The sequence below is a fragment of the Bacillus sp. AFS017336 genome, from assembly GCF_002555445.1.
Taxonomy (GTDB): Bacteria; Bacillota; Bacilli; order Bacillales; family Bacillaceae_G; genus Gottfriedia.
Genome location: NZ_NUCO01000017.1, coordinates 63101 through 87838, shown reverse-complemented (window position 1 = coordinate 87838; position 24738 = coordinate 63101). Strand labels below are relative to the sequence as shown.

The window sequence follows — 24738 nt, the reverse complement described above, 5'->3', positions numbered from 1 at the left end:
GTATATGTTTTATGATGATCTGTATAGTAGATATCCAGGACCAGGTCAAGCACAACCAGTACATGGCCCAGGTCAAGGGCATGGACCAGGCCAAGGATCAGGACACGGACCAGGATATGGCCCAGGTCAAGGACAAGGACACGGACCAGGTCAAGGGCCAGGGCATGGACCAGGATATGGCCCAGGACAAGGACAAGGACACGGGCCAGGGTATGGCCCAGGTCAAGGACACGGACATGGACCGGGGTATGGCCCAGGACACGGACCAGGTTATGGTCCGGGACATGGATTTCCTGGACCAGGAGGTTATTGGTCAGGAAGCTATTACATCCTGAATGGTAGAAGATGGTACTATGTTCCTAACGTGGGATGGGTTGTTGTATATTAAAAAATAATAGAGCTGATTGATTTTATCAGCTCTTCTTACATAACTAATCGAAAAATATGACCAAAGGAGTAGTGTGCAATGGGAAAAGTGATTAGATTTGAACTTCAAGTACCTAATATTGAACAAGCAATCGATTTTTATTCAAAGAGCTTTGGATGGAAATTTACAAAAATGCCAGGTCAGCATGAATATTATTTTATTCAAACAGGAGAATCAACTGATAAAGGAATCGATGGAGGATTAATGCTTTCACCTGATGGGCAGACTCGTACTACGAATTCAATTGATGTAACTTCGATTGATGAAGCGATTGATAAAGTATCGAGCAATGGTGGAAATATAGTAGTTCCTAAAACGGCTATTCCTCAAATGGGTTATTTTGCATACTTTATTGATAACCAGGGCTTACTTTTTGGACTTTCAGAAGAGAACACTAGCGCTCAATAATTCAAAAAAAATACCAGTATCCAACTAATCGGATAACTGGTATTTTTATTAATTTTTTTCTACCCCAAAAACAATGCCGCCTTTTTTTCTAGCGGTTTCAGTTACAGTTAAAACTACCTTACTATGCTCCTTTAAATTTTCATACTCTGCTTGATTAGATTCTTTAATAATGCGAGTAAAGTCCTGGATCTCATATAACATATCATTTTCTACTTGGTTAACTTCCAGTGACTCTCTTTGCTTTGACTTATGGTTAATCAAAGTAATTTTTGAAATTGGAGATGGTTTATCAATCACTAAAGACCCGATTTCACCTGTAATTTCACTTTCAATATAAGATTGGGAGACTTTAGAGCATTGAATGCTACAAGTAAAGTCTTCATAATTTAACACTAATGTTCCACTACCATCAATACCGGTACGAAGTTTTACAGGTGTATAATCTACAGAAGACGGTTTTCCGAATAAACCAATCAATACATAAACTGGGTAAACACCTAAATCTACTAATGCACCACCTGAAAATTCTGGAGAAAATACATTTGGATTTTCCCCTCTAAGGAACGCGTCGTATTTTGAAGAGTATTGTAAATAATGCAGATTAGCACTTCTTATTTGACCGATTTTTGCAAGACCTTCTTTTAAAGCTGTGAAGTTTGGAGAGTGGAAGTTACGAATTGCTTCAAATAAATATACCCCGTTTTCTTCTGCAACTTTAAATGCGTGATCTAATTCTTTTGTTGTAGAGAAAATTGGTTTTTCACAAATAACGTGTTTTTTATTTTGCAGTAATAAAATTGCTTGTTCATAGTGTAGTGAGTTTGGTGATGCTATGTATACTATTTCAACCTCAGGGCTTTTTGCTAATTCTTCGATGTTCGTAAAATAATTAGGTGCATTGTGCTTTAAGGCAAATGCTTTAGCACTTTCTTCATTTCTCGAATAAATTGCAGTTAAGTTAAGCAATTTACTATCCTTGGCTGCTTCAATAAAACTTTCTGTAATCCAGCTTGTTCCAATTGTACCTAAATTCATCTTTTCATCTCCTAAAAAAACATAGTTAACTTTATCTTTACAATCCTAATCGAAAGATATGTTAAAATAAAGTAAAATACATCGAAGGAAGTGACATTTTATGAAGAAAATTTGCGTTTATGCTGGTTCAAATCTTGGGAATAGAGAGTCATTTAGTCTTCAAGCTAAAAAACTAGGTGCTTTATTTGCTAGTAACAATATAGATTTAATTTACGGTGGATCAAGACTAGGAATTATGGCAGAAATCGCAAATGAAGTTTTAAAACAAGGTGGAAATGTCATTGGCATTATGCCTGGTGGACTATTTCGTGGAGAAGTTGCTCATAAAGGGCTGACGCAATTCATTGAAACAAAAACAATGCATGAGCGTAAAGCTTTAATGAACGAAATGTCCGATGGTTTTATCGCGCTACCAGGTGGAGTTGGTACTTTCGATGAATTATTTGAGATCATTTGTTGGTCACAAATTGGAATCCACAATAAGCCAATCGGTTTATTAAATGTTGATAACTATTTCACTCCAGTCTTAGATTTACTTAGACATGCTGTAAAAGAAGGATTTATGGGTGAAAATACCCTTTCACTATTCGTTGTTGCAGAAAATGCGGACGACTTATTAAAACTAATGCAGGATTATGAGCCACCTGTTATCCAAAATAAATGGAAGCAGTTAGAAGGTAAATAAAACCAGAGGTGAACCCACGATTTTGTGGGTTTTTTTTTTCGTTTTTGAATCGTAATCCTCAAATTCTTGCTGGCTTTTTAGAGAATTCCAGCGAAAAGAAGTCGATTGATCCAAAACATCAACAAGATTTGTTAACATATCAACAGGTTTGGTCGGTAAATCAACGAGATTTTCCAGTATTTCAACAGGCTTGGTGGGTAAATCAACGAAATTTGCCGTTATATCAACAGGCTTGGTCGTTATATCAACGAGATTTGCCTGTAAATCAACAGTTTTGGTGGATAATTAACGAGATCTGCCAGTATATCAACAGGTTTAGTCGATATATCAACGGGATTTGGCAGTATATCAACGGGTTTAGGCGTTATATCAACGAAGTTCACAATTTTATCAACAATGTTCAATTTATGTTCGCAATTTTCAATTTGAATTGGTTAGTTATCAACAGAAAGATACTGCCAACTAACTTTATGCACGAAAGTCGGCGATTTATGAACAAAACACAGTGGTTTATGCACAAACGGCGCTTTATGACAAAATACAGAGGTTCATTCACAACCAATCATTTGCCATAAACAATAAAAAGGGTGTCTCTTAAGTTAAGAGACGTCCCTTCAATTAGTTTTCTTGCTTTCTTCTATTTTTAAGCCACTTCGCGGGATTCAATTTTTTGCGATAGTTCGTCATTACATCTTTACCCACAAATACTCCACCAATCCAAAACATTGCTTCTCCTAGAATAACTAATAGTGCGATTAGACCAGCTTTTAAGCCGCCGGAAACATGTAAAAAAGGTAAAGTGAAGATTAACAAATATGGAATAAATGAGCCAAATACTAAGTAGTATGGTATTCTTTTCATAAAGTTCTCCTTTCAATTCCTTTCATGAGAATAGCATTAATTATTCAGAAAAGGAAGGGGAAAACTTAATAGGTCGTAATAATTTATTACATAATTAGGAGGCTTCAAGATGAATCAGGATGTTGTTCTTGAGCTGAAAAACGTAAATAAGACAATTAAGAATCAGGAGATTATTAAAGATATTAGCTTTGATTTACGTCAAGGTGAGGTTTTAGGTTTATTAGGTCCAAATGGTTCAGGAAAGACGACGACAATGCGAATGATTGTTGGTCTTATGAGTATTACAAGTGGTGAAATTTATATAAAAGGTCATTCAATTAAGGATCATTTTAAAGAATCGATTAAGCATATTGGTGCTATGATTGAAACGCCTGCTTTTTATCCTTTTTATAGTGGGTATAAAAATCTAATGTATTTTTCTCGAATGCTAGAAGGTGTTTCAAAAAAAAGAGTGCATGAAGTAATTGATTTACTTGGACTTTCAAATGCAATTCATAAAAAGTTTTCAACCTATTCTTTAGGGATGAAGCAGAGATTAGGCATTGCGCAAGCTTTATTACATAATCCTTCGATTTTAATTTTAGATGAACCTACTAATGGATTAGATCCGGCTGGGGTAAGAGAAATTCGTGATTATTTAAAACGTATAGCTGAAGTTGAACAAACGGCAATTTTGCTATCAAGCCATTTATTATCTGAAATAGAATTAATATGTGACCGTTCAATTATTATTCAAAACGGTCAATTTGTTGAGTCAATTGAGTTAAACGATCAAAGTGGTGAGAAGTTATTTATTGAAGTAGTTGTTAAAACTACAATCGATTTTGAAAGTAAATTTACAAATCTAGATAAAAAGTACAAATATGAAATTATGAATAATCAATCATTAATCTTTGAGATTGATGAAGAAGAGATTCCTTCTTTAATGAGAGAGTTAGTAATGGCTGAGGTAGAGATTTATTATGTAACTCGAAAAAAAGAAAGACTAGAAGACTTATTTATTCAATTGACAGGAGGAAATGTCATTGAGTAATTTTATAGGATTAATTGATAACGAACTACGCAAAGTCTTCGTTCAAAAATCATTTATTATTTCGCTAATAATATTATTTATACCAATCATCGTTCTAGGCAGATGGGATTATGTTGAAAAGGTGAGAGGAGCGGATAAGGCTAAAAATTGGAGAACAGAATTAAAAATAGAAAATAAAAAGATCGAAGAAGAGTTGGTAGCGCAAAACCCGTCAGATTTACCATCTCTTGCAAAGGAACAAAAAGAGATGTATGAAATCAACAAGTATCGTCTTAAACATAATATCTCAACGATTCAACAACATACTGTTTTGGACTTTATGAAAAAAGGTGCGGCCATAACGAACTTTATCGGAATCCTTCTTATTTATTTTGCGAGTAATATGATGTCAAAAGAGTATCAATGGAAAACGATTAATTTCTTGCTAGTTAAACCATCAACAAGAAGAATGATTTATTATGCAAAATTTATAAGTTTGGCAATTTTATATTTCATCTTTTCGTTTGCAATCATTATTTACTCTTTTATTATAGGTAGCGCACTCAACGGGCTAAGTTTTAGCACACAACCAGTTTTACAATATGTAAATAACCACGTAGTAGAACAGAGCATTTTACCAAGTTTAATACATGATTATATCATCAATCTACTACCTTACTTATTTTTCGTGGCAGTTGCATATTTCTTGTCAACAGTTTTAAGGACGAGCAGTGTTTCATTATTAATAAGCATAATTCTGCTGTCAACATCGGATGTGATCGCAACATTGTTAAAAGTAAAAGACTGGTCGAAGTTTCTACCATTTATGCATACCGATTTATCAGTTTACACAAATGGCGTCAATATTGAAAATGGGATGAGAATTGAATTCTCTATTACAGTACTAGTCATATATATATTGTTAGTCCTCGTCACTGCTGGTGAAATCTTTAAAAAGAGGGATGTTTAGGGATCAAGAAAGGAAAAAGGATAAGGCATTTGCCTTATCCTATTCTTTTTAACTTATTCATGCTTTACCATTGTTCCATACGGTATGTCGTTGGTAGTGGATGCTTTGTACATAGAGCAAACTTCTAGCTGTGCTGATTTGTTATATTCCCACTTTAGACAGGCGTTTTGGTTGTACTCTGTTGATGAATCTGTTGTGAAAAAAATCGTCGCTAAACTGAAAATGGTAAATCCTCCAATTAGACCTCGCTTAATCTCATCGCCATTTTCTTTTATCCATAGAATAGTTTTGCGCATATGCTCCTCCAAGGGAAAAAATTATTAATAAGTAATTCATTCTATGAACAAAAAGAGTAAGATAATACAAATCAGTAGATAAGTTTAGTTGGAAGAATCTTCTAAAAAAAGCACCATTGCTTAATAGCGCAAAGGTGCTTTTTTTTAGCTGCAATTACTCTTCATCCTGCTTCAATAATCCATATAAGAATAAATTCATAATTTCATCTACTACGTCTTTTTGTTGGATATATTGTGAGGTTGTTGGATCCATATTCATAAAGGCTTGGCTTATAACTTGAATATAGATAAGTAGTGTTTGATTTTGTACTCCGCCCCTAACTAAACCGAGAGATCGTCCTTCATCGATTAGCGAGGTCAACACTTTGAAAGATTTGTTCATTGTAAAGTCTAAAACTAATTCTTGCAGTTCGGGATCTTTCTTCATTAAAGCTGTAAACATTTCCAAATTAATAATATCGAGTCCTTGTTTTTTGCGAATAAATAATTCTTTAATTTTCTCATTAAAAGGGATGTCACTTGAAACGACCTGTTGGTATTCCTCATATTTTTGGTTCATTAATCGAATAATTGTTGCCTTCAAAAGTGCTTCTTTACTGCCATAATAATTGTAGATTGAAACTTGAGATACATTTGCTAATTTGGCAATATCTGCAATTTTTATATCATTTAATGGTAGTGTCAATAGTTCAGTTGTACTTAATTCAATGCTCTCCATTTTCTGCAGAGTTCGTTTTTTATATCCGTCCAATATTTATACCTCCGTCAATATCTATCTAATAGTATATCATGTTTTGAAATATCCTATTAAAAATATTTCAAAATGTATTCTCTTTTGAGAGAATGAGGTATATACTAGTTTTGTAATAATCATATTAAAATATTTCAAAACAATGCAGGAGGTTTATTTTATGTACGCGATTGAAATCAACAATTTAACAAAGACCTACGGCAATTCAAGGGGAATATCGGATATTAGTTTTAATATAGAAGAGGGAGAAATATTTGGTTTTATTGGTCCAAATGGTGCTGGGAAATCAACAACGATTCGAACTTTATTATCTTTAATTTATCCGACTAGTGGTAGTGCAAAAATATTTGGTAAGGACTGTATTCAGTTTGCACCAGAAATAAAAAAAGAAATCGGCTATTTACCTTCTGAAGTTTTTTATTATGACAATATGAAAGTAATGGATTTGTTAAAATACTCAGCTAGTTTTTATAAAAAGGATTGCACGAAGCGAATTAAAGAATTAGCTGAAATTATGGATCTTGATTTAACAAAGAAAATTGATGATTTATCTTTAGGAAATAAAAAGAAGGTGGGGATTGTTCAAGGATTGCTTCACGAACCGAAGTTAATCATATTGGATGAACCGACTAGTGGCCTTGATCCTTTAATGCAACAAAGATTTTTTGACTTACTAGAAGATGAGAATAAAAAGGGAGCTACTATTTTATTCTCATCACATATTTTAAGCGAAGTACAGCGTCTATGTGATCGAGTTGCCATTATTAAGGAAGGTAAAATTGTTACAGTTGAAAAAATCAGTACATTACAAGAAAACAATTACAAACGTTTTAAAATAGATATTCTAAATGCGGTAGATCCAAACTTCTTCAATATGCCAGGTGTAAATAATATAGAGATAAAAGGTAAAACAATCAGCTTTATTTTTAAAGGAAATATAAACAACGTTTTGAGAAAAATAGCAGACATTGAAATTGAAAATCTATGGATTGAAGAGCCTGACCTGGAGGAAATTTTCTTACATTATTATGAAAAGGAGGCCTAATAAGCAATGAACATTTTTTTACACGAATTAAAAGCTTATCGGAAATCCACTTTCATTTGGACGGTTTCTTTAATGGCAATCGTTGTGTTTTTCTTATCTCTTTTTCCAGCTATTGCAAAGGACTATGCAGAGTTTACAAAAGTTTTGGAGGGCTATCCTGAAGGCGTTAGAAAAGCACTTGGAATTGAGATTGAGAGCTTTGGAAATATAGTAGGATTCTATTCGTATGTATTTGTCTATATTTCACTATGTGGTGCGATACAGGCAATGATTTTAGGTACATCGATTGTGTCAAAAGAAGTACGAGAAAAAACAGCTGATTTTCTTTTAACTAAACCAGTGACCCGAACAAAAGTTATCACTTCTAAGATTTTTGCAGGTGCCGTCTCTTTAGCCATTACAAATATCTTCTATCTTGTAGCAACTATACTTATGGCACAACATGTAAAAACAGCTGATTATAGCAATAAATTAATTATATTACTTTCTATTTCTCTATTTATTGTTCAACTAATATTTTTTGGAATTGGAATACTTGTTTCGGTCATCTTTTCAAAAATAAAAGCAGTCCTATCAATTTCACTTGCTGTTGTGTTTGCATTTTTTGTTGTTGGAATGGTAGTGGCTACAGATGAAAGTAATGCTAAACGATATTTATCACCGTTTAAATATTTTGAACCAAAATATATTATTGCTCATTCAAAATTTGAAACTTCATTTTTAATTTTGTCGATCGGTATTATTTTCGTTTCGATCATTGCGAGTTTTGTAATTTATAAGAAAAAGGATGTTCATGCAGTATAAATTTAAAGAAAAGGAGGGGTGGAGTTGAATCTATTTTTTAGAGAAATGAAGACATATCGTAAATCTATTATTTTTTGGTGTATTGGGATTGTATTTTTAGTTGGAAGCGGAATGGCAAAATATAAGGCTACTGCATCAAATGGGCAAATAACTGAGATTTTTAATCAAATGCCTAAATCTTTACAAGCAATAATGGGATCAGGTGCACTTGATTTATCAAAGGCAAGCGGCTATTTTGGCATATTAGTTTTATATTTATATTTAATGGCAACCATTCACGCCGCCATGTTAGGGGCCAACATAATTGCTAAAGAAGAACGTGATAAAACGGCAGAGTTTTTATTTGCAAAGCCTATTTCAAGAAATAAAGTCATAACGTCTAAATTATTAAGTGCTCTAGTAAACATTCTTATTTTTAATGGTATTACGTGGATATCCAGTGTATTAATAGTTGGGAAGTATAGTAAAGGTGAGGATGTATTCGGTAATATAGCTGTTGTAATGGTCGGTATGTTTATACTACAGCTACTATTTTTAGTAATTGGCTCGGCTATAGCAGCAGTTAATAAAAACGCCAAAAAAGCAGCATCCTATGCAACAGGTATTCTATTAATCACATTTATCTTGTCGATCGCAATTGATTTGAATGATCGGATAGAAGGATTGAAATATATTACGCCATTTAAGTACTTTGAAGCGAAAGATATAATGTACGGTGGAGGGTTTGACGTTATTTATACAACGATCTCAATTGGATTGATCATCCTATTAACAGTTATTACTTATGTTTCGTTTAAAAATCGGGATTTACATTTATAACGAAAAGTAAATAAATTGTGCCAAAATCTAAGATAGGGATATTTTGGATTTGTTGGCACTTTTTTTATTTAATATTATATTCAGAAAATATTGACATGTATTAATAATCGCAATACCTTTAATATAGTAGGTTATTTATTGCAAGGGGGTAAAACAGGGGGATGTTTCAGCCAACAAAAGAATTTGCAGAATTTCTAGATCAAAAAGATTCTTTATCAATTTATCGTAATGAGTTCTATTTACAGCCTAATACAATCTATTTAGATGGTAATTCTCTAGGGCTTCTTTCTAAAAGAGCCGAACAAAGTTTATTAGATCTATTAGATTCATGGAAAACACTTGCAATCGATGGATGGATGCAAGGTGATCATCCATGGTATTATTTTGCTGAAAAATTAGGAGTATTAAGTGCACCTTTAGTTGGGGCAAAAGAGGATGAAGTGATTGTAACTGGGTCTACGACTTCGAATCTTCACCAATTAATCGCATCTTTTTATGAGCCAAGCGGCCAAAAAACAAAAATTTTAGCAGATGAATTAAATTTTCCATCTGATATTTATGCTATTCAAAGTCAATTAAAATTAAAGGGCTTTGATCCAGAAACACATTTAATCCAGGTGAAGAGTCGCGATGGTCGCACAATTAGTGAAGAAGATATCATTGAAGCAATGACTGAAGAAATTGCATTAATTATTCTTCCTACTGTTTTATATCGAAGTGGACAGTTATTAGATATAGAGCGATTAACAAGTGCTGCTCATGAACGTGGAATTATAATAGGATTTGATGGTTGTCATTCTGTTGGAGCAATTCCTCATCAATTCCATGAATGGGATGTGGATTTTGCTTATTGGTGTAATTATAAATATTTAAATAGCGGACCGGGTGGAGTAGGAAGTTTATTTGTTCACGAAAAGCATTTTGGCACAATGCCTGGATTAGCTGGTTGGTTCGGTTCAAATAAAGAAAAACAGTTTGATATGAAGCATGAATTTACTCCTTCGAATACAGTTGGAGCTTATCAAATTGGTACGCCACATGTGTTAAGTATGGCGCCACTTGCTGGCTCACTTGAAATGTATAAAGAAGCTACAATTGATCGAATTCGTGAAAAGTCATTACACAGTACAGCCTATTTAATGAGCTTAATAAATGAAGAATTAAACAATTTTGGTTTTACAATTGGTAATCCACTTGAAGATTCAAAACGAGGTGGACATGTTTGTCTTGAGCATGAAGATGCTGCAAGGATCTGTAAAGCGTTAAAATTAAATGGAATTGTTCCTGACTTTAGAGCACCAAATGTAATCAGACTAGCTCCAATTGCATTTTATACTTCTTATGTGGATGTATGGAATAGTGTACAAATTTTAAAGAAAATTATGGTTGAAAAGCAATACGAGCAGTTTAAAAATGAGCGCGAAATCATTGCTTAGGAGTTGTTTGGAATGTCATTAATCGATATATCAAGAAGATTGCAAAATGGTATGCCTGTATGGCCAGGTGATACAAATTTTTCATTCGAATTAAGCTGGACAAAAGAAGAAAGTGGTTCGGTCAATGTTGGTAAATTGACTTTTAGCGCTCATACAGGCACACATATCGACGCGCCTTTTCATTTTGATGAAAATGGCAAGAGAGTGATCGATTTAGATCCTAACTTATATGTGGGAATCGCAAAAGTAATTGAGTTGATTGAAGTAGACTCTATTAAAAAATCAGATTTAGAAACTTTTCAACTAGATGGCGTGGAACGTTTATTAATTAAAACAAACTCGTGGAAAAATGATAGCGTTTTCCCGGAGAGTATTCCACATATTGAAAAGGAAGCAGCAGAGTACTTGCACACAAAAGGAATTAAATTAATTGGAGTAGATGTACCTTCAGTGGACCCACTTGATAGTAAGGAACTAGAAGCACATCATGCTCTACATCACGCAGGTATTCATATTTTAGAATCAGTTGACCTAAGAGATGTTGCTTCAGGAGAGTACGAGCTTATAGCATTACCACTACCTTTAACAGATGCTGATGGTAGTCCGGTACGAGCAGTTTTACGTAAATTAGTTTAGGGAGATATGAAAATGATACAAGAGCAAAAAAAACTGACAGATTACGAGAAATATATTCGCACAGAAGAATTATTAAGTTTACAAAAACCTGATGAAGAATTATTTTGTCCAGATGAATTAACGTTTCAAACAGTTCACCAAATTGCCGAGTTACATTTTAAATTAATCATCCAATCGATTCATTTTGCGGATAAACATATGCGTGCAAAAGAGGTGACAAGAGCAACTCATCACTTACAACGTATTAATAATCACTTAGTACACTTACCAGCAGTTTTTGACATGGTAAAACTAGTAAGTCCAAGTGATTATCACATAATTCGTTTAGCTTTAGGAAGAGGTAGCGGTCAAGACTCTCCTGGATTTAATGAAATTTTAAAATTAGGACCAACACTTTGGCAGCCTTTCAAAGATCTATTAGATGAAAATTTACTGACAACAGTACAATTACACCAAGATGCTGCTAAAAACTTTGAGTTATTCCAATTAATGCAAGAGCTAACATGCTTCGATGAAAGATTCCAATCATTCCGCAGACAGCATATTCAACTTGTACGTCGCATGATTGGTATGAATACAAAGAGCTTAAAAGGTGTACCAGCAGAAGCATTAGAACGTGCTGTTCGCTTCGAATTTTATCCAGAATTATGGCAAACGGTTTGTGATTTAACAGATTTAACTGGATCTAGTTATAATCCAAAGCCATTATAAAGTAGAGAAGGGCGGATTCGATTTTTCGAGTCTGCTTTTTTTGGGGGCATTTTTCGATCTGTTGATAGTAACACGTGATATCAACAAGAGTTGGGGATAGATCAACGAAGAATGGGGTGATATCAACAAAACTGGTGAATTTAACGACGAAGAATGGGGTGATATCAACAAAAACCAGTGTTATATCAACAAAAACCAACGTTATATCAATAAAGTTCACAACTTTATCAACAAAGTTCACATAGTGTTCGCTTTTCTTTTTGTTGTCCACAGTATTTATAAACCCATTGATGAAAGCAGATTCTGCTTTTTCTTTTTACTTAAAATGGAAATTTTGCATTATGGGTAAGATAATGCCATATGATTTTTTATTAGGGCGGGTGAGTTTATGGAGAAGGGGCTTCAAAAGCAGTTAGATTTTGCAGCTTTGTTGAGTATTGTTTCCTATTTGGTTCTTGCGTCGGTCAAAGTGCTTGTTAGTTTTTATACAGATTCTAGCGCTCTTTTAGCTGATGGACTTAATAATGTGACTGATATTGGTGCGACGTTGGCCGTGTTTATTGGGATAAGGATTGCAAGAAAACCAAGAGATTTAGATCATCCATATGGTCATTCAAGAGCAGAACAAATCGCTACTTTGATTGCGTCTTTTATTATGATGTCAGTTGGTTTACAAGTAATCATTGAAAATATTCGGAAGCTATTCGTTGGGGAATATGGGACTCCGAATAAATTAGCTGCTGTAGTTGCATTTGCTTCTGGGATCTTTATGTTTGGTATTTATTTTTATAATAATAAGGTTGCAAAGAAAACGAAGAGTAAGGGGCTTGCGGCTTCAGCTAAAGATAATTTATCTGATGCATTAGTTAGTTTGGGAACGACTATTGGGGTACTCGGAGCTTCATTTGGTTTTCCGATTATTGACCCAATCGTTGCCATTTTAGTGGGTGTTATTATTTGCAAAACTGCATGGGAGATTTTTTATGATTCAACTCTTCTATTAACTGACGGATTTAATCCTGATGAAATGATTTTATTTAGTGAAACCGTTGATCAAGTACCAGGTGTACATAAAGTAGTTGATCTAAGAGCGAGAATGTACGGAAATACAACGATTGCAGACGTAGTAATTGAGGTGGATGGCGGTATTGATGTGAGTAAAAGTCACAATATAACGGACCAAATCGAAATGATTCTACAAGAACAGCACGGGATTCATTATACACATATTCATGTAGAGCCAAAGAGCAGTTTAAAGGGAAGAGATGGAGTAAGGGAATAGGAAAAGACTTTTATTCTTTTCCAATCCCCTTACTCCATCTTAATTCATATCTTGTTTAACAAATACAATGAAAGAGATTAGTAATGCTAATAGTCCCCAAATGGATAAGTTCATTAGGGAGAAGTGCATGTTTAATCCTTCTATGGAAGGAAGCTGGCCAGCTAGGTAGTCTGTTAGTCCGAGATTTACACTAAAAAAGTATTTTGCTCCTGACCAAGATGTAGCCAGACCACTAAGGACACTACCCGTAATTAGTGCTGCTAGCATAATGCCCATTGCAGCGGGTGTAGTTCGGACTAATACTGATACCATAAATGATAGCGTTCCAATTATAATGCATACGAACCATGCAAGTCCAAAGGCCATGATAATGTATTGCCATTGTGGAATCAGTTGAACTGAATCTGTTATTAGCTGATTATTTTTGATGACAAATCCTGTTAGCACAGGGACGGTCCAGCCCTTAAAACTGAATACAAATCCTGAAGCAATATAGGCCATTACACCGTATAGGACTAGAAGAAAAGAGATTAATAAACAGATGGATATATATTTACTAAGTAAGACCTTCCATCTTTTAATAGGACGAGTTAACAGTATTTTTATCGTACCGTCGCTTCGCTCTCCAGATATGATATCAATTGTAATGACCATAACCAATAAAGGTAGAAGTAGCCATCCAATACTTTGTTCAATTAGTTTACGTATAAATGTAGGCGCACCAGGAGTTGTTGGATTTATATCATTATCCAAATAATATTGTTCTTGATCGATTTGAACTTTTAACCAACTTTTCCATTCATCAGGAATTCCTGTTGAGTTTAATCTATTTTGCTGGTCGACTATTTTTTGTTGAAGTGATACTTTCCAATTATCCGTTCCGAGTCTTTTTATTGTTTCTTCCGTTTGCTGCAATTGAGCATAAACAAAAATTGGAATGAGTACTGCTAAAATGATAAAAATAACAAGTATTCTTCTTTTCCTTACCATTTTTTCAATTTCGTTAAAGACGAGTCTAACTAGCTCAGCCACGAACTTCGCCTCCTGTCATTTCCATAAATAAATCCTCTAATGTATCGGACATCGTTTTAACGCCGTTAACCTGAATGTCTTCAGCTACGAATCGTTGAATAATCTCGTTAATTTTTAAAGGTGACATTCGGCAAAGAATGAGATCATCTTTTACGTTTATATCTTGAATTGTAGAATCCTTTTTTAATAAATCTATTGCTTTTTGTGTTGGAGAGACTCGCCATTCAACACGTTCAGCCGCTTCTTTTACTAAATCTTTTACAGTAGAGACTCTTACCATTTTTCCTTTATTAATAATTCCTACTCGATCACAGATCATTTCAATTTCACTCAATAAATGACTTGAAATAAATACGCTTATATTTTGCTCTTTGACTAGCATATGAATAAATTCGCGTAATTCACGAATACCAGCCGGATCTAAACCATTTGTCGGTTCATCTAATATAAGAAGCTTTGGTCTTCCAAGTAAGGCTTGGGCAATACCGAGTCTTTGTTTCATTCCTAATGAATACGTTTTTACTTTTTCGTGAATTCTTTCGCTCAATTTCACGAGATTTACGACTTCGATGATCTTTGTATCATCTTTAATTCCTAACATTCTTGCAAATTGATTTAAGTTTTCCCATCCAGTTAAATAGCCGTATAATTCGGGATTCTCTACAATACATCCAATTTGTTTCATTGCTTCTTTGAAGTGCGTATTAACGGGAAATCCAGCAATTTCAATCTTACCTTTTGATGGTGCTATTAGACCGACTAACATACGAATAGTTGTTGTTTTACCAGCTCCATTTGGACCAAGAAAACCAAATACTTCACCTTCGTAAACTTCAAATGAAATTTGGTCAACTAGTACTTTACCTTTAATGCTTTTTGAAACGCCTTCTAATTTAAGTACTTTATTCATTCGACTCACCTCGAAGCTGACTTCCGATTTTACTAGTTAAACGATTTGCCATTTCTATATAACCGTCTTTGTTTGGATGAAAATGGTCAGTGTATAAATATTGATCTTCTTCGTTATAAAATAAATCAAATGTTGGAATTACGTAAGCATTTTTAACTTGAAGAGTTGCTAATTCAAGTAGATTATTCCATCTATAAACGAAGCTTGAAGATGCATCGAGACCTTGAACATTATGAAACGGATTATAATAACCAAAAGCATAAATAGACGCATTTGGATTTTGTTGATGTATTATTTTAAAAATCGAATTTAAATTATTTTGAAATGTTTTTTCATCAGGTCGATACGTTTTTAAAAATTGTTCATTCATTTGATTCGCACCTGGAAATAAATCATTGCTACCAATGGAAAGAACGACTATATTTGCAGTGCTTAGTGTTTCTTGAATATTTTTTTTCTTTAAATCATGAAGTAAATCTGATGTTTTTGCACCACTAACAGCTAAATTCGATATAGACGTGGACTGTTTGTACTCTTTTTGAAGATCGTTTTTTAATCTCCCTACATAGCCTGTCCCTTCATCGTCACCAACTCCTCGAGTAAGTGAGTCACCTAATGCAACGATCTTTAGTTGATCGCTTTTATGTACGTTATCATCATCTTTCTTCTTTTGTGTATTATTGCTTGCAATTAGTTTGCCTTTTTGCGGATTTAGAACAGTATAAGCACCTTTTGCAAAGCCGTAAGCTAATAAAAAGAAACAAAGTAAAGAAATGAACATAATGAATCGAACAAATTTATTGTATTTCAATTTTCACACCACCAGAAAAGGAAATATTTTCATTTATTAATCATTATTACCATATTAAATTTAGAATTGCACGAAAAAACCTGCCTTCTAAAAATGAAGACAGGTAGACATACTTTATGAAGCGCGTTTTAATTCTTTTACTTCTAATTTTTTTTCATTGTTTAAGAAGTAATAAGCCATTCCGACACCTACAGAACCACCTATAATATTACCGAATGTAACTGGGATTAAATTATGCAGTACATCACCAAATGTAAACGTCACTTCATGTGGTAAAATATATGATAATACAAAGACAGCAATATTTGCGATACTATGTTCATAACCAGAGAAGAAGAAAGCAAATACTAATAAGAAGACCAGCAATATTTTAGCAAGGTCATCTTTAAATCTAGTTGGTAAGAAACAAGCAAGACAAACAAGCCAGTTACATAAAACACCTTTAAAAAATAAGTGGAAAAATGATGCATGAATTTTATGGTCAACTACACCATTTAAAAAATGATCAGCAGGGAAATCTTTCGCTAAACCAGTTAAATAATATATAAATGCAAAAATAAGCGCACCAATAATATTGCCTGAGTAACATGCAATCCAATTTTTTACTAAATCAAGTTTAGACGTTTTTTTAGCTAATGTTGAGAAAGTAAAATACATAGTATTACTAGTAAATAATTCCCCACCACCGTAAATAATCATAATTAATGCTGTAGCGAAAACGAATGGATATGCTATAGATGAAAATGGCGAATCCTGTAATCTAAATAATTCAGCTAATTTTAAACAGACAATCAAAATAAAGCTTATATAAATTGAGGCTAATGCAGCACGAGTTAAATATTTAATTAAGCTTTGATCTAATATTTTCTTTTTTTTAAGAGCTAAATCGATACAATATTGGATACTATCTCGTTCCAATTGGTTTCACTCCCTATGGGTTCTTTAAACACATTCATAGTATACAAATAAAAAACGATTAAAAGTTTGTGAAACTGTGAACAAATTATGAAAAGTAAAATTGAATACATCAATGCAATATTATCTACGAAAATAACCATTCTTTATTATTTTTACTTTACAATTGTAAATAATCGTCTTAGTACTGGTCGAAGATATACTATAATTTTAAGGAAAACAAATATGAGTTTGAAGACAAGAAGGGATCGTAATTAATAAAAATTACTATTCAGTTTTAAGTTGCGGGTAAAGACTATTTTATGGGAAGGTGATTTTGATGGAAAATGAGTTTGAAGCAAAATTTGATGCATTACTAAAAAAATACACAGAATTGTTATTAGGGGATTGGTCAGAGGAAAAGCAAGCAAAAGTAGAGAAGTGGGTTATGTACACATACATATCTAAATCAATGCCTGCTTTAGTAAAGCACTGGAATGATACGTACCCACAAGCAAAAGATGAAGTCGTTAATTTAATAAAAGAAATTAAAACATTAAATGATCAGCATAGAGAGGCTATGGCTAATAAAAACAAGCAATAATACTTATCCATAATTTTCAAAGATGACGGCATCAATAAATTATGATAATATAATTTTAAGTAAGGGCATACAATTTTCAATAAACAAAATTCGACAAATTATTAAATAATTGTTTTAACAAATTTCATAAGATGATACATTAATATTATATATAGAGAGAAAAGTTAAGATTAATTCTGGGGGTAGAGTAATGGAACAAGTTATGAAGAATGCTTTTTTATTTATGTCTAAAAATAAGTTTTTAACTAAAATGGCTAAGAAATATGGCCTAAGATTTGGTGCAGGGCGTTTTGTTGCAGGCGAAACAATCGATTTAGCTACAAAAGTTATTAAGGACTTAAATAAAAAGAATTTAAAAGTAACAATTGATTATCTTGGTGAATTCGTAGACACTGTTGAGGAAGCAAATGAAATGGCTACTTCTTGTATTGAAGCAATTGAAGCGATTGGTAAAGAGAAATTAAATTCTCAATGCTCGCTAAAAATGACTTCAATGGGTCTTGATATTTCGGACGAGCTAGTATTAGCGAATATGCGTCGTATTTTAGAGGCAGCTAAAAAGAATGGCGTATTTGTTACAATCGATATGGAAGATTTCTCTCGTTGTGAAAAAACGATTCGTATCTTTAAACAATTAAAATCTGAGTACGATAATATCGGAACGGTTATTCAAGCTTATTTATACAGAACTGAAAGCGACATTACAGATCTAAACAGTTTAAACCCAAATTTACGTTTAGTAAAAGGGGCTTATAAAGAGCCTGCTGAAGTAGCATTCCCAGAGAAAAAAGATGTGGATGAAAACTTCAAAAAAATCATTAAAATGCACTTATTAAACGGTAACTTTACTGCAATTGCTTCTCATGATGAAGCAATGATTGAGTACACAAAACAATTAGTAAAAGAGCATAATATTCCAAATGAACAATTTGAGTTCCAAATGTTATACGGAATTCGTACAGAGCGTCAATTAGAGCTTGTTAAAGAAGGATATAACATGCGAGTTTATGTTCCTTATGGTACTGACTGGTATGGATACTTCATGCGTCGCTTAGCAGAGCGTCCTGCAAACGTAGCATTCGTATTAAAAGGTATGTTCAGTAAATAATTTTAAAATTAAAGGCTAACTAAAAAGGATTGAGTGAGGATCCTTTTTAGTCAGCCTTTTTCTCTTTATTTACAGGATTTTTTTGTGATAAGTAAGTTATTAGTAAAACAACATTATTCATATAATTGCTAAAATCATAATTGTCCTAGTTTTGCTATTAAGTATTTTAGTGAAAAAGTTTACTGCCCCATGTTTTTTTTACCGTACTGTTGATTGTTACTTTGTCTTCCTTTTTCTTGCCCTTGATCTCCATGACTCGCATTACCTTGAACACTTGCTGCACTAACTCCACCCTTTGATGGGTTTCTTTCACGTTTCATTTCTTATCACCTCCATTTCTTAGACTAACCTAATTAAATAAACTTATTAGTAAAAAATGGTTTTAGATGAAAAAAATAAAGGAAAAGGAAAATGGTTTAAGGTCGAGAAAAAGACTTTAAACTAAATTGTAAAATTTTATTAATTTGAACTTTTTGTTTATTGCGAAAAATGAGAATTTATCATATAGTGAAAGAAGAGGTGCTCATTTGCTACGGATTGTTCTATCTTGAAAGTGAATGAGTATTCATTCAAGAAACGAGGAGGAGAAATGCATATGATCCAAAGAATTAAAAAAGCCGCTGTACTCGGCTCCGGTGTGATGGGATCTGGTATCGCTGCACACTTGGCAAATATAGGTATTCCAACATTACTACTTGATATTGTACCAAGAGAACTATCTGAGGAAGACGCTGCAAAAGGTCTTACTACAGACTCCATAGAATTCCGTAATCGATTTAGTCAAACGGCTATTCAGAAATTATTGAAACAAAAGCCAGCTCCTCTTGCATCAAAGAAAAACTTATCATTAATTCAAGCGGGTAACTTTGAAGACGATATGAGTCGTTTAAATGAAGTTGACTGGATTATTGAAGTAGTTGTTGAAAATTTAGCAATTAAAAAACAAGTATTGGCTAAGGTAGATGCATTTCGCAAACCTGGTTCAATCGTAAGTTCAAACACATCTGGTATTTCCATTGAAGCAATGTCTGAAGATTGTTCAGATGACTTCAAAAAACATTTCTTAGGCACTCACTTTTTTAACCCACCACGTTATTTAAAATTATTAGAAGTTATTCCTACTAAACATACATCTGAAGAAGTACTTACATTTATGAAAGCTTTTGGAGAAGACGTCTTAGGGAAAGGCGTTGTATTAGCTAAAGATACTCCTAACTTTATTGGAAACCGTATCGGAACATATGGATTACTTGTAACTGTACAAGAAATGCTAAAAGGCGGATACAGTGTTGGAGAAGTTGACTCTATTACTGGTCCAATGATTGGGCGTCCTTCTAGTGCAACATTCCGTACATTGGATGTAGTTGGATTAGATACATTCATCCACGTTGCAAACAATGTATATGACCTTGTAGAAGGCGAAGAGAAGGAAGTATTTAAAGTTCCTGAATTTATGAAAGAAATGGCAAATCGTAAATGGCTTGGAAGCAAGTCAGGGCAAGGATTTTTCTTAAAGCAAGGTAAAGAGATTTTAGAATTAGATCCAAGCACATTTGAATATGGGGAAAGAAAAAGCTTGCGTACGGCATCAACTGAAAGTATTAAACAAGTTAAGGGCTTAGCCAATAAATTGAAAGCGCTTGTATATGCTGATGATCGTGCAGGTAATTTCTTATGGAGCATCATTAGCCCGGTGTTAGTGTACTCTGCTGAATTGTCTGGTGAAATTTCTGATAACATCGTTGGAATTGACCAAGCAATGAAATGGGGATTTGGTTGGGACTTAGGACCGTTTGAAATTTGGGATGCAATTGGTGTATCTAAATCCGTTGTTCGAATGGAGAGCGAAGGTTTAACTGTCCCAAATTGGGTTAAGAGTATGATCGATAATGGCAACGAAACTTTCTACAAGCAAGACAACGGAGTTACTAGCTTCTATCACAATGAAAAGTATGAAGAACTAGTAAGAAATGATAAAGAAGTTAAGTTAAGCGTCTTAAAGGAGCAAGGTCGAATTATTAAACAAAATTCTGGAGCAAGTTTAATTGACCTTGGAGATGGAGTTGCTTGTTTAGAATTCCATACGAAGAGCAATGCAATTGGTATGGATATTACGCAAATGGTTAACTTCGCAGTTGATGAGGTTTCCAAGAATTATAAAGGCTTAGTGATTGGTAACCAATCTAAGAATTTCTGCGTTGGTGCTAATTTAGCCATGATCTTAATGGAAGCACAAGATGACAACTACTTTGAAATTGAAATGGTTGTGAAAGCATTCCAACAGGCAATGATGAAAATTAAATACTCTGATAAGCCTGTAGTAGTTGCTCCTTATGGAATGTCACTTGGCGGCGGTGCTGAGATTTGTTTACCAGCTGCTAGTGTAGTAGCGTCAGCTGAAACTTATATGGGGTTAGTAGAAGTTGGAGTAGGCTTAATCCCAGGCGGTGGCGGTAGTAAAGAGCTTTATATTAAACAATTAAAAGAGTTCCCAGAAGGAGTTCAATTTGACCTACAAGCCCTTGCTAATCGAGTATTTGAGACGGTTGCAATGGCAAAAGTTTCTACTTCTGCTCAAGAAGCATTTGAAAATGGTTTCTTAAACCATAATGACCGTAAAGTGTTTAATGCAGATCATTTAATTTATGAAGCAAAGCAACGTGTACTTGAGTTATATGAAGGTGGATATAGTGCACCTATTCGCGAAAAAGTACCTGTAGTTGGTGAATCTGGTTATGCCACTTTATTAGCTGGTGCAAATTCTATGTATTACTCTGGCTATATAAGTGAGCATGATTTAACAATTGCTAAAAAACTAGCGTACGTAATTGCAGGTGGTAAAGTACCGTTTGGAACGCTTGTAGATGAAGAGTATTTATTAAATATAGAGCGTGAAGCATTTATAAGTTTAATTTCTGAAATGAAATCCCAAGCACGTATGCAACATATGCTTGTTAAAGGAAAACCGTTACGTAATTAATGGGAGATGGAGGGAAGAACATGAGAGAAGCTGTTATTGTAGCGGGTGCAAGAACACCTGTAGGTAAATCGAAAAAAGGATCACTAGCAACGGTTCGTCCAGATGATCTAGGGGCATTAGTTGTAAAGGAAACATTAAAACGCGCAGGAAATTATGATGGTCCAATCGACGATATTATTTTTGGTTGCTCTTCACCAGAGGCTGAGCAAGGATTTAATATGGCACGAAACATTGGTGCATTAGCGGGATTATCACATTCAGTGCCTGGAATTACAGTTAACCGTTATTGTTCTTCTGGCCTACAAAGTATTGCTTTTGCTAGTGAACGTATTATGTTAGGTCACTCTGAGGCTATTATTGCAGGCGGAGCAGAATCAATGAGCTTACTTCCAATGGGAGGGCATGTTGCTCGTTTAAATAGTAGATTAGTAGAAAATGCACCTGAATATTATATGGGAATGGGCCATACTGCAGAGCAAGTTGCTAATCGATATGGTATTTCGAGAGAAGATCAAGATGCTTTTGCAGTACGCAGTCATCAGCGTGCGGCAGCTGCTATTAAAGAAGGCCGTTTTGTTGACGAAATCGTTCCAGTTGATGTAACTCTTCGTTCAGTAAACTCGAATCATAAATTAGAAGAAAAGCATTTCACTTTCTCTCAAGACGAAGGTGTTCGAGAAGGGACTTCTTCTGAAGTATTAGCTAAATTAAGACCGGCATTTAATGTGAGAGGTTCTGTGACAGCAGGAAATTCTTCACAAACAAGTGATGGTGCAGCAGCGGTATTAGTAATGGACCGTGAAAAAGCGGAGGCTGAAGGGTTAAGCCCTCTATTAAAATTCCGATCTTTTGCAGTAGCTGGAGTAGCTCCTGAAGTTATGGGAATTGGGCCAGTTGAAGCAATTCCAAAAGCGTTAAAATTAGCAGGATTAAGCATATCTGATATCGGCTTATTTGAACTAAATGAAGCATTTGCTTCTCAATCAATTCAAATTATTCGTCATTTAGGACTTGATGAGAACCGAGTAAACGTAAATGGAGGGGCTATTGCTTTAGGTCATCCACTTGGCTGTACTGGTACTAAGTTAACTTTATCATTATTGCATGAGATGAAGCGTCGTGGTGAGCAGTTCGGTATTGTTACGATGTGTGTAGGTGGCGGAATGGGTGCCGCTGGAGTATTTGAATTAATTTAATCGATCGGTGTTAATAGATTGCTAAAATAGGTTTTCAAATAATTACTTAATTAAATAGGAGGAGTTATTGATGGAAAAAACAATTGGTGATTTACTTAAAGGCGGAAGCTTCTTAACGAATGAAGTGACATTTGATAAAGTTTTTACTCCTGAGGATTTTTCAGATGAGCATAAATTAATTGCGAAAACAACTGAAGAGTTTGTCATTAATGAAGTATTACCTGAGTTAGAGTATTTAGAGCAACATGAATTTGACCGCACAGTAAGATTGTTAAAACAAGCAGGTGAGCTTGGACTTTTAGCTGCGGATGTACCTGAAGAGTATGGTGGAATTGCATTAGACAAAATTAGCTCTGCATTAATAACTGAAAAAATATCCCGCGCCGGCGGCTTCTCACTTTCTCAAGGAGCTCACGTTGGAATTGGAACACTTCCTATCGTATTATTTGGAAATCATGATCAAAAGCAAAAATATTTACCTGGTTTAGCATCAGGCGAGAAATTTGCTGCTTACGCATTAACTGAACCAGGTTCGGGGTCAGATGCATTAGGAGCTAAGACTGTTGCTAAATTAAATGCTGAAGGAACTCACTATATTTTAAATGGTGAAAAACAATGGATTACAAACTCAGCTTTTGCTGATGTATTTGTTGTTTATGCAAAAATTGATGGAGAGCACTTCTCAGCATTCATTGTTGAAAGAGAATTTGAAGGTGTTTCAACTGGCCCAGAAGAAAAGAAAATGGGTATTAAATCTTCTTCTACTCGCACATTGATATTAGAGGATGTAAAAGTTCCAGTAGAAAACCTTTTAGGTGAAATTGGAAAAGGTCACGTTATTGCATTTAATATTTTAAATATTGGTCGTTATAAATTGGCTGTAGGTACAGTTGGTGGTTCAAAACGTGCTTTAGAATTATCAGCAATCTATGCGAATCAACGTCAACAATTCAAAACGCCAATTGCTAAATTTAGTTTAATTCAAGAAAAATTAGCAAGTATGGCTACAAAAATTTATGCGAGTGAAAGCTCAGCATATCGTACTGTAGGACTTTTTGAAGACCGCTTCAGTCAATTAACAGAAGAGCAAGCAAAAGATCCTAAAGCAGTTGCAGCAGCTGTGGCTGAGTACGCTATTGAATGTTCATTAAACAAATTCTTCTGTTCAGAAGTATTAGACTATGTAGCTGATGAAGGCGTACAAATCCACGGTGGATATGGTTTCATGGCTGAATACGAAATTGAGAGAATTTACCGTGATTCACGTATTAATCGAATTTTTGAAGGTACAAATGAAATTAATCGTTTAATTGTACCAAGCACATTCCTTCGAAAAGCAATGAAGGGAGAACTACCATTACTTCAACAAGCACAACAAATTCAAGAAGAATTAATGATGTTAATGCCATCAGAAGTTGGGGATGCGCCGTTAGAGCAAGAAAAATATCTAGTACGTAATGCAAAGAAAATTGCGATTATGATCGCAGGTTTAGCGGTTCAAAAGTTCGGTAAAGCATTAAGTAACGAACAGGAAATTCTAGTAAATATTGCAGATATCGTTAGCAATGTATACGCAATGGAATCGACAGTTCTGCGTACTGAAAAAGCAATTAATAAAGTAGGGCTTGAAAAATCAAATCAAAAATTACTTTATACTCAAGTATTCTGCCAAGAAGCATTTAACGAAATCGAAGCACATGCTAAAGAAACACTTGTAGCTGTTGAGTCTGGAGATACTTTACGAATGATGACTTCAGCACTTCGTAAGTTTACACGCCACACGCCAATTAATGTAATTGCGAAAAAGCGTGAAATTGCAGCTAATGTATTAGACGAGGAACGTTATACTGTATAATTTAAAAAAACTGCTGATTTTAGATCGGCAGTTTTTCTTTAATTTAATTCGTTTAAAAGGATAATTTTCCCATGGATTGTGCCATACTAGTATAAGTTGAGTTATATTTAAGTGATTAGTCGAAGGTTTTTGGGAATTACCATGGTATTTTAGAATAATATATGATTTTT

Annotated in this window: 26 protein-coding genes; 17 read left to right on the top strand and 9 right to left on the bottom strand. The window is 34.2% G+C overall.

Annotated elements, in window-relative coordinates; genetic code table 11:
- Positions 1 to 4 precede the first annotated feature (4 nt).
- Positions 5 to 388 (top strand): hypothetical protein, encoded by a 384-nt coding sequence (locus CN601_RS26905; RefSeq protein WP_098170809.1) that lies wholly within the window; start codon positions 5 to 7, stop codon positions 386 to 388.
- Positions 389 to 466: 78 nt separating this feature from the next.
- On the top strand, positions 467 to 835 hold the full coding sequence (locus CN601_RS08805) for a VOC family protein (protein WP_098170808.1): 369 nt from the start codon (positions 467 to 469) through the stop codon (positions 833 to 835).
- A gap of 48 nt (positions 836 to 883) precedes the next feature.
- Here CN601_RS08805 and CN601_RS08800 read toward each other — a convergent pair whose 3' ends face one another.
- Positions 884 to 1870, bottom strand: coding sequence for a Gfo/Idh/MocA family protein (locus CN601_RS08800; protein ID WP_098170807.1), 987 nt, complete (start codon positions 1868 to 1870; stop codon positions 884 to 886).
- A gap of 100 nt (positions 1871 to 1970) precedes the next feature.
- Here CN601_RS08800 and CN601_RS08795 point away from each other — a divergent pair, with 100 nt between their 5' ends.
- Positions 1971 to 2555, top strand: a complete 585-nt coding sequence (locus CN601_RS08795) for an LOG family protein (RefSeq protein ID WP_098118635.1) — start codon at positions 1971 to 1973, stop codon at positions 2553 to 2555.
- 618 nt (positions 2556 to 3173) lie between these two features.
- Here CN601_RS08795 and CN601_RS08785 read toward each other — a convergent pair.
- Entirely contained in the window at positions 3174 to 3416 is a 243-nt protein-coding gene (locus CN601_RS08785; protein WP_098118633.1) for a transporter suffix domain-containing protein, read from the bottom strand.
- 109 nt (positions 3417 to 3525) lie between these two features.
- Between CN601_RS08785 and CN601_RS08780 the strand changes: the two genes are divergently transcribed.
- Positions 3526 to 4449, top strand: a complete 924-nt coding sequence (locus tag CN601_RS08780; protein ID WP_098170805.1) for an ABC transporter ATP-binding protein — start codon at positions 3526 to 3528, stop codon at positions 4447 to 4449.
- Positions 4442 to 5398, top strand: a complete 957-nt coding sequence (locus tag CN601_RS08775; protein ID WP_179865497.1) for an ABC transporter permease — start codon at positions 4442 to 4444, stop codon at positions 5396 to 5398. Before CN601_RS08780 ends, CN601_RS08775 begins: the two co-directional genes overlap by 8 nt.
- Before the next feature lie 53 nt (positions 5399 to 5451).
- On the opposite strand, the gene CN601_RS08770 is transcribed toward CN601_RS08775, so the two are convergent.
- Together CN601_RS08770 and CN601_RS08765 are read right to left on the bottom strand one after the other, a co-directional pair.
- Positions 5452 to 5694 (bottom strand): hypothetical protein, encoded by a 243-nt coding sequence (locus tag CN601_RS08770; RefSeq protein WP_098118630.1) that lies wholly within the window; start codon positions 5692 to 5694, stop codon positions 5452 to 5454.
- A gap of 154 nt (positions 5695 to 5848) precedes the next feature.
- Entirely contained in the window at positions 5849 to 6445 is a 597-nt protein-coding gene (locus tag CN601_RS08765; RefSeq protein ID WP_098118629.1) for a TetR/AcrR family transcriptional regulator, read from the bottom strand.
- 160 nt (positions 6446 to 6605) lie between these two features.
- Between CN601_RS08765 and CN601_RS08760 the strand changes: the two genes are divergently transcribed.
- From CN601_RS08760 to CN601_RS08725, 7 genes are all read left to right on the top strand, one after another.
- Complete coding sequence (locus CN601_RS08760) at positions 6606 to 7490, top strand: ABC transporter ATP-binding protein (protein WP_098118628.1); 885 nt, start codon at positions 6606 to 6608, stop codon at positions 7488 to 7490.
- A 6-nt stretch (positions 7491 to 7496) separates the two neighbouring features.
- Positions 7497 to 8294: an ABC transporter permease subunit gene (locus CN601_RS08755; RefSeq protein ID WP_098170804.1), complete on the top strand. Its 798-nt coding sequence runs from the start codon at positions 7497 to 7499 to the stop codon at positions 8292 to 8294.
- A gap of 24 nt (positions 8295 to 8318) precedes the next feature.
- On the top strand, positions 8319 to 9113 hold the full coding sequence (locus tag CN601_RS08750; protein WP_098170803.1) for an ABC transporter permease subunit: 795 nt from the start codon (positions 8319 to 8321) through the stop codon (positions 9111 to 9113).
- Between the two features lie 161 nt (positions 9114 to 9274).
- Positions 9275 to 10549, top strand: a complete 1275-nt coding sequence (gene kynU / locus CN601_RS08745) for a kynureninase (protein WP_098170802.1) — start codon at positions 9275 to 9277, stop codon at positions 10547 to 10549.
- 12 nt (positions 10550 to 10561) lie between these two features.
- Positions 10562 to 11185, top strand: coding sequence for an arylformamidase (gene kynB, locus CN601_RS08740; RefSeq protein WP_098170801.1), 624 nt, complete (start codon positions 10562 to 10564; stop codon positions 11183 to 11185).
- 12 nt (positions 11186 to 11197) lie between these two features.
- Complete coding sequence (locus tag CN601_RS08735) at positions 11198 to 11896, top strand: tryptophan 2,3-dioxygenase family protein (protein ID WP_098170800.1); 699 nt, start codon at positions 11198 to 11200, stop codon at positions 11894 to 11896.
- Positions 11897 to 12284: 388 nt separating this feature from the next.
- Positions 12285 to 13178: a cation diffusion facilitator family transporter gene (locus tag CN601_RS08725; RefSeq protein ID WP_098170798.1), complete on the top strand. Its 894-nt coding sequence runs from the start codon at positions 12285 to 12287 to the stop codon at positions 13176 to 13178.
- Between the two features lie 39 nt (positions 13179 to 13217).
- On the opposite strand, the gene CN601_RS08720 is transcribed toward CN601_RS08725, so the two are convergent.
- The 4 genes from CN601_RS08720 to CN601_RS08705 form a co-directional block, all read right to left on the bottom strand.
- Positions 13218 to 14177, bottom strand: coding sequence for an ABC transporter permease (locus CN601_RS08720; protein WP_257131659.1), 960 nt, complete (start codon positions 14175 to 14177; stop codon positions 13218 to 13220).
- A 25-nt stretch (positions 14178 to 14202) separates the two neighbouring features.
- The gene (locus tag CN601_RS08715) at positions 14203 to 15120 is read right to left on the bottom strand and encodes an ABC transporter ATP-binding protein (protein WP_098170797.1); all 918 of its coding nucleotides are present in this window, start codon (positions 15118 to 15120) and stop codon (positions 14203 to 14205) included.
- The gene (locus CN601_RS08710) at positions 15113 to 15931 is read right to left on the bottom strand and encodes a GDSL-type esterase/lipase family protein (protein ID WP_098170796.1); all 819 of its coding nucleotides are present in this window, start codon (positions 15929 to 15931) and stop codon (positions 15113 to 15115) included. The genes CN601_RS08715 and CN601_RS08710 overlap by 8 nt, the downstream gene beginning before the upstream one ends.
- Positions 15932 to 16045: 114 nt before the next feature.
- A complete protein-coding gene (locus CN601_RS08705; protein ID WP_098170795.1) occupies positions 16046 to 16849 on the bottom strand; it encodes a formate/nitrite transporter family protein in 804 nt (267 codons plus the stop codon).
- 316 nt (positions 16850 to 17165) lie between these two features.
- Between CN601_RS08705 and CN601_RS08700 the strand changes: the two genes are divergently transcribed.
- A complete protein-coding gene (locus tag CN601_RS08700) occupies positions 17166 to 17429 on the top strand; it encodes a DUF2573 family protein (RefSeq protein ID WP_097976287.1) in 264 nt (87 codons plus the stop codon).
- A 190-nt stretch (positions 17430 to 17619) separates the two neighbouring features.
- On the top strand, positions 17620 to 18537 hold the full coding sequence (locus CN601_RS08695) for a proline dehydrogenase family protein (RefSeq protein ID WP_098118618.1): 918 nt from the start codon (positions 17620 to 17622) through the stop codon (positions 18535 to 18537).
- Between the two features lie 179 nt (positions 18538 to 18716).
- On the opposite strand, the gene CN601_RS08690 is transcribed toward CN601_RS08695, so the two are convergent.
- Entirely contained in the window at positions 18717 to 18857 is a 141-nt protein-coding gene (locus tag CN601_RS08690; protein ID WP_098118617.1) for a YuzL family protein, read from the bottom strand.
- A 278-nt stretch (positions 18858 to 19135) separates the two neighbouring features.
- Between CN601_RS08690 and CN601_RS08685 the strand changes: the two genes are divergently transcribed.
- The 3 genes from CN601_RS08685 to CN601_RS08675 all read left to right on the top strand — a co-directional run bounded on the left by CN601_RS08685 (position 19136) and on the right by CN601_RS08675 (position 24568).
- Positions 19136 to 21517, top strand: a complete 2382-nt coding sequence (locus CN601_RS08685; protein ID WP_179865500.1) for a 3-hydroxyacyl-CoA dehydrogenase/enoyl-CoA hydratase family protein — start codon at positions 19136 to 19138, stop codon at positions 21515 to 21517.
- A gap of 20 nt (positions 21518 to 21537) precedes the next feature.
- Complete coding sequence (locus CN601_RS08680) at positions 21538 to 22713, top strand: acetyl-CoA C-acetyltransferase (RefSeq protein WP_098118615.1); 1176 nt, start codon at positions 21538 to 21540, stop codon at positions 22711 to 22713.
- A gap of 70 nt (positions 22714 to 22783) precedes the next feature.
- A complete protein-coding gene (locus tag CN601_RS08675; RefSeq protein ID WP_098170793.1) occupies positions 22784 to 24568 on the top strand; it encodes an acyl-CoA dehydrogenase family protein in 1785 nt (594 codons plus the stop codon).
- Positions 24569 to 24738: the final 170 nt, after the last annotated feature.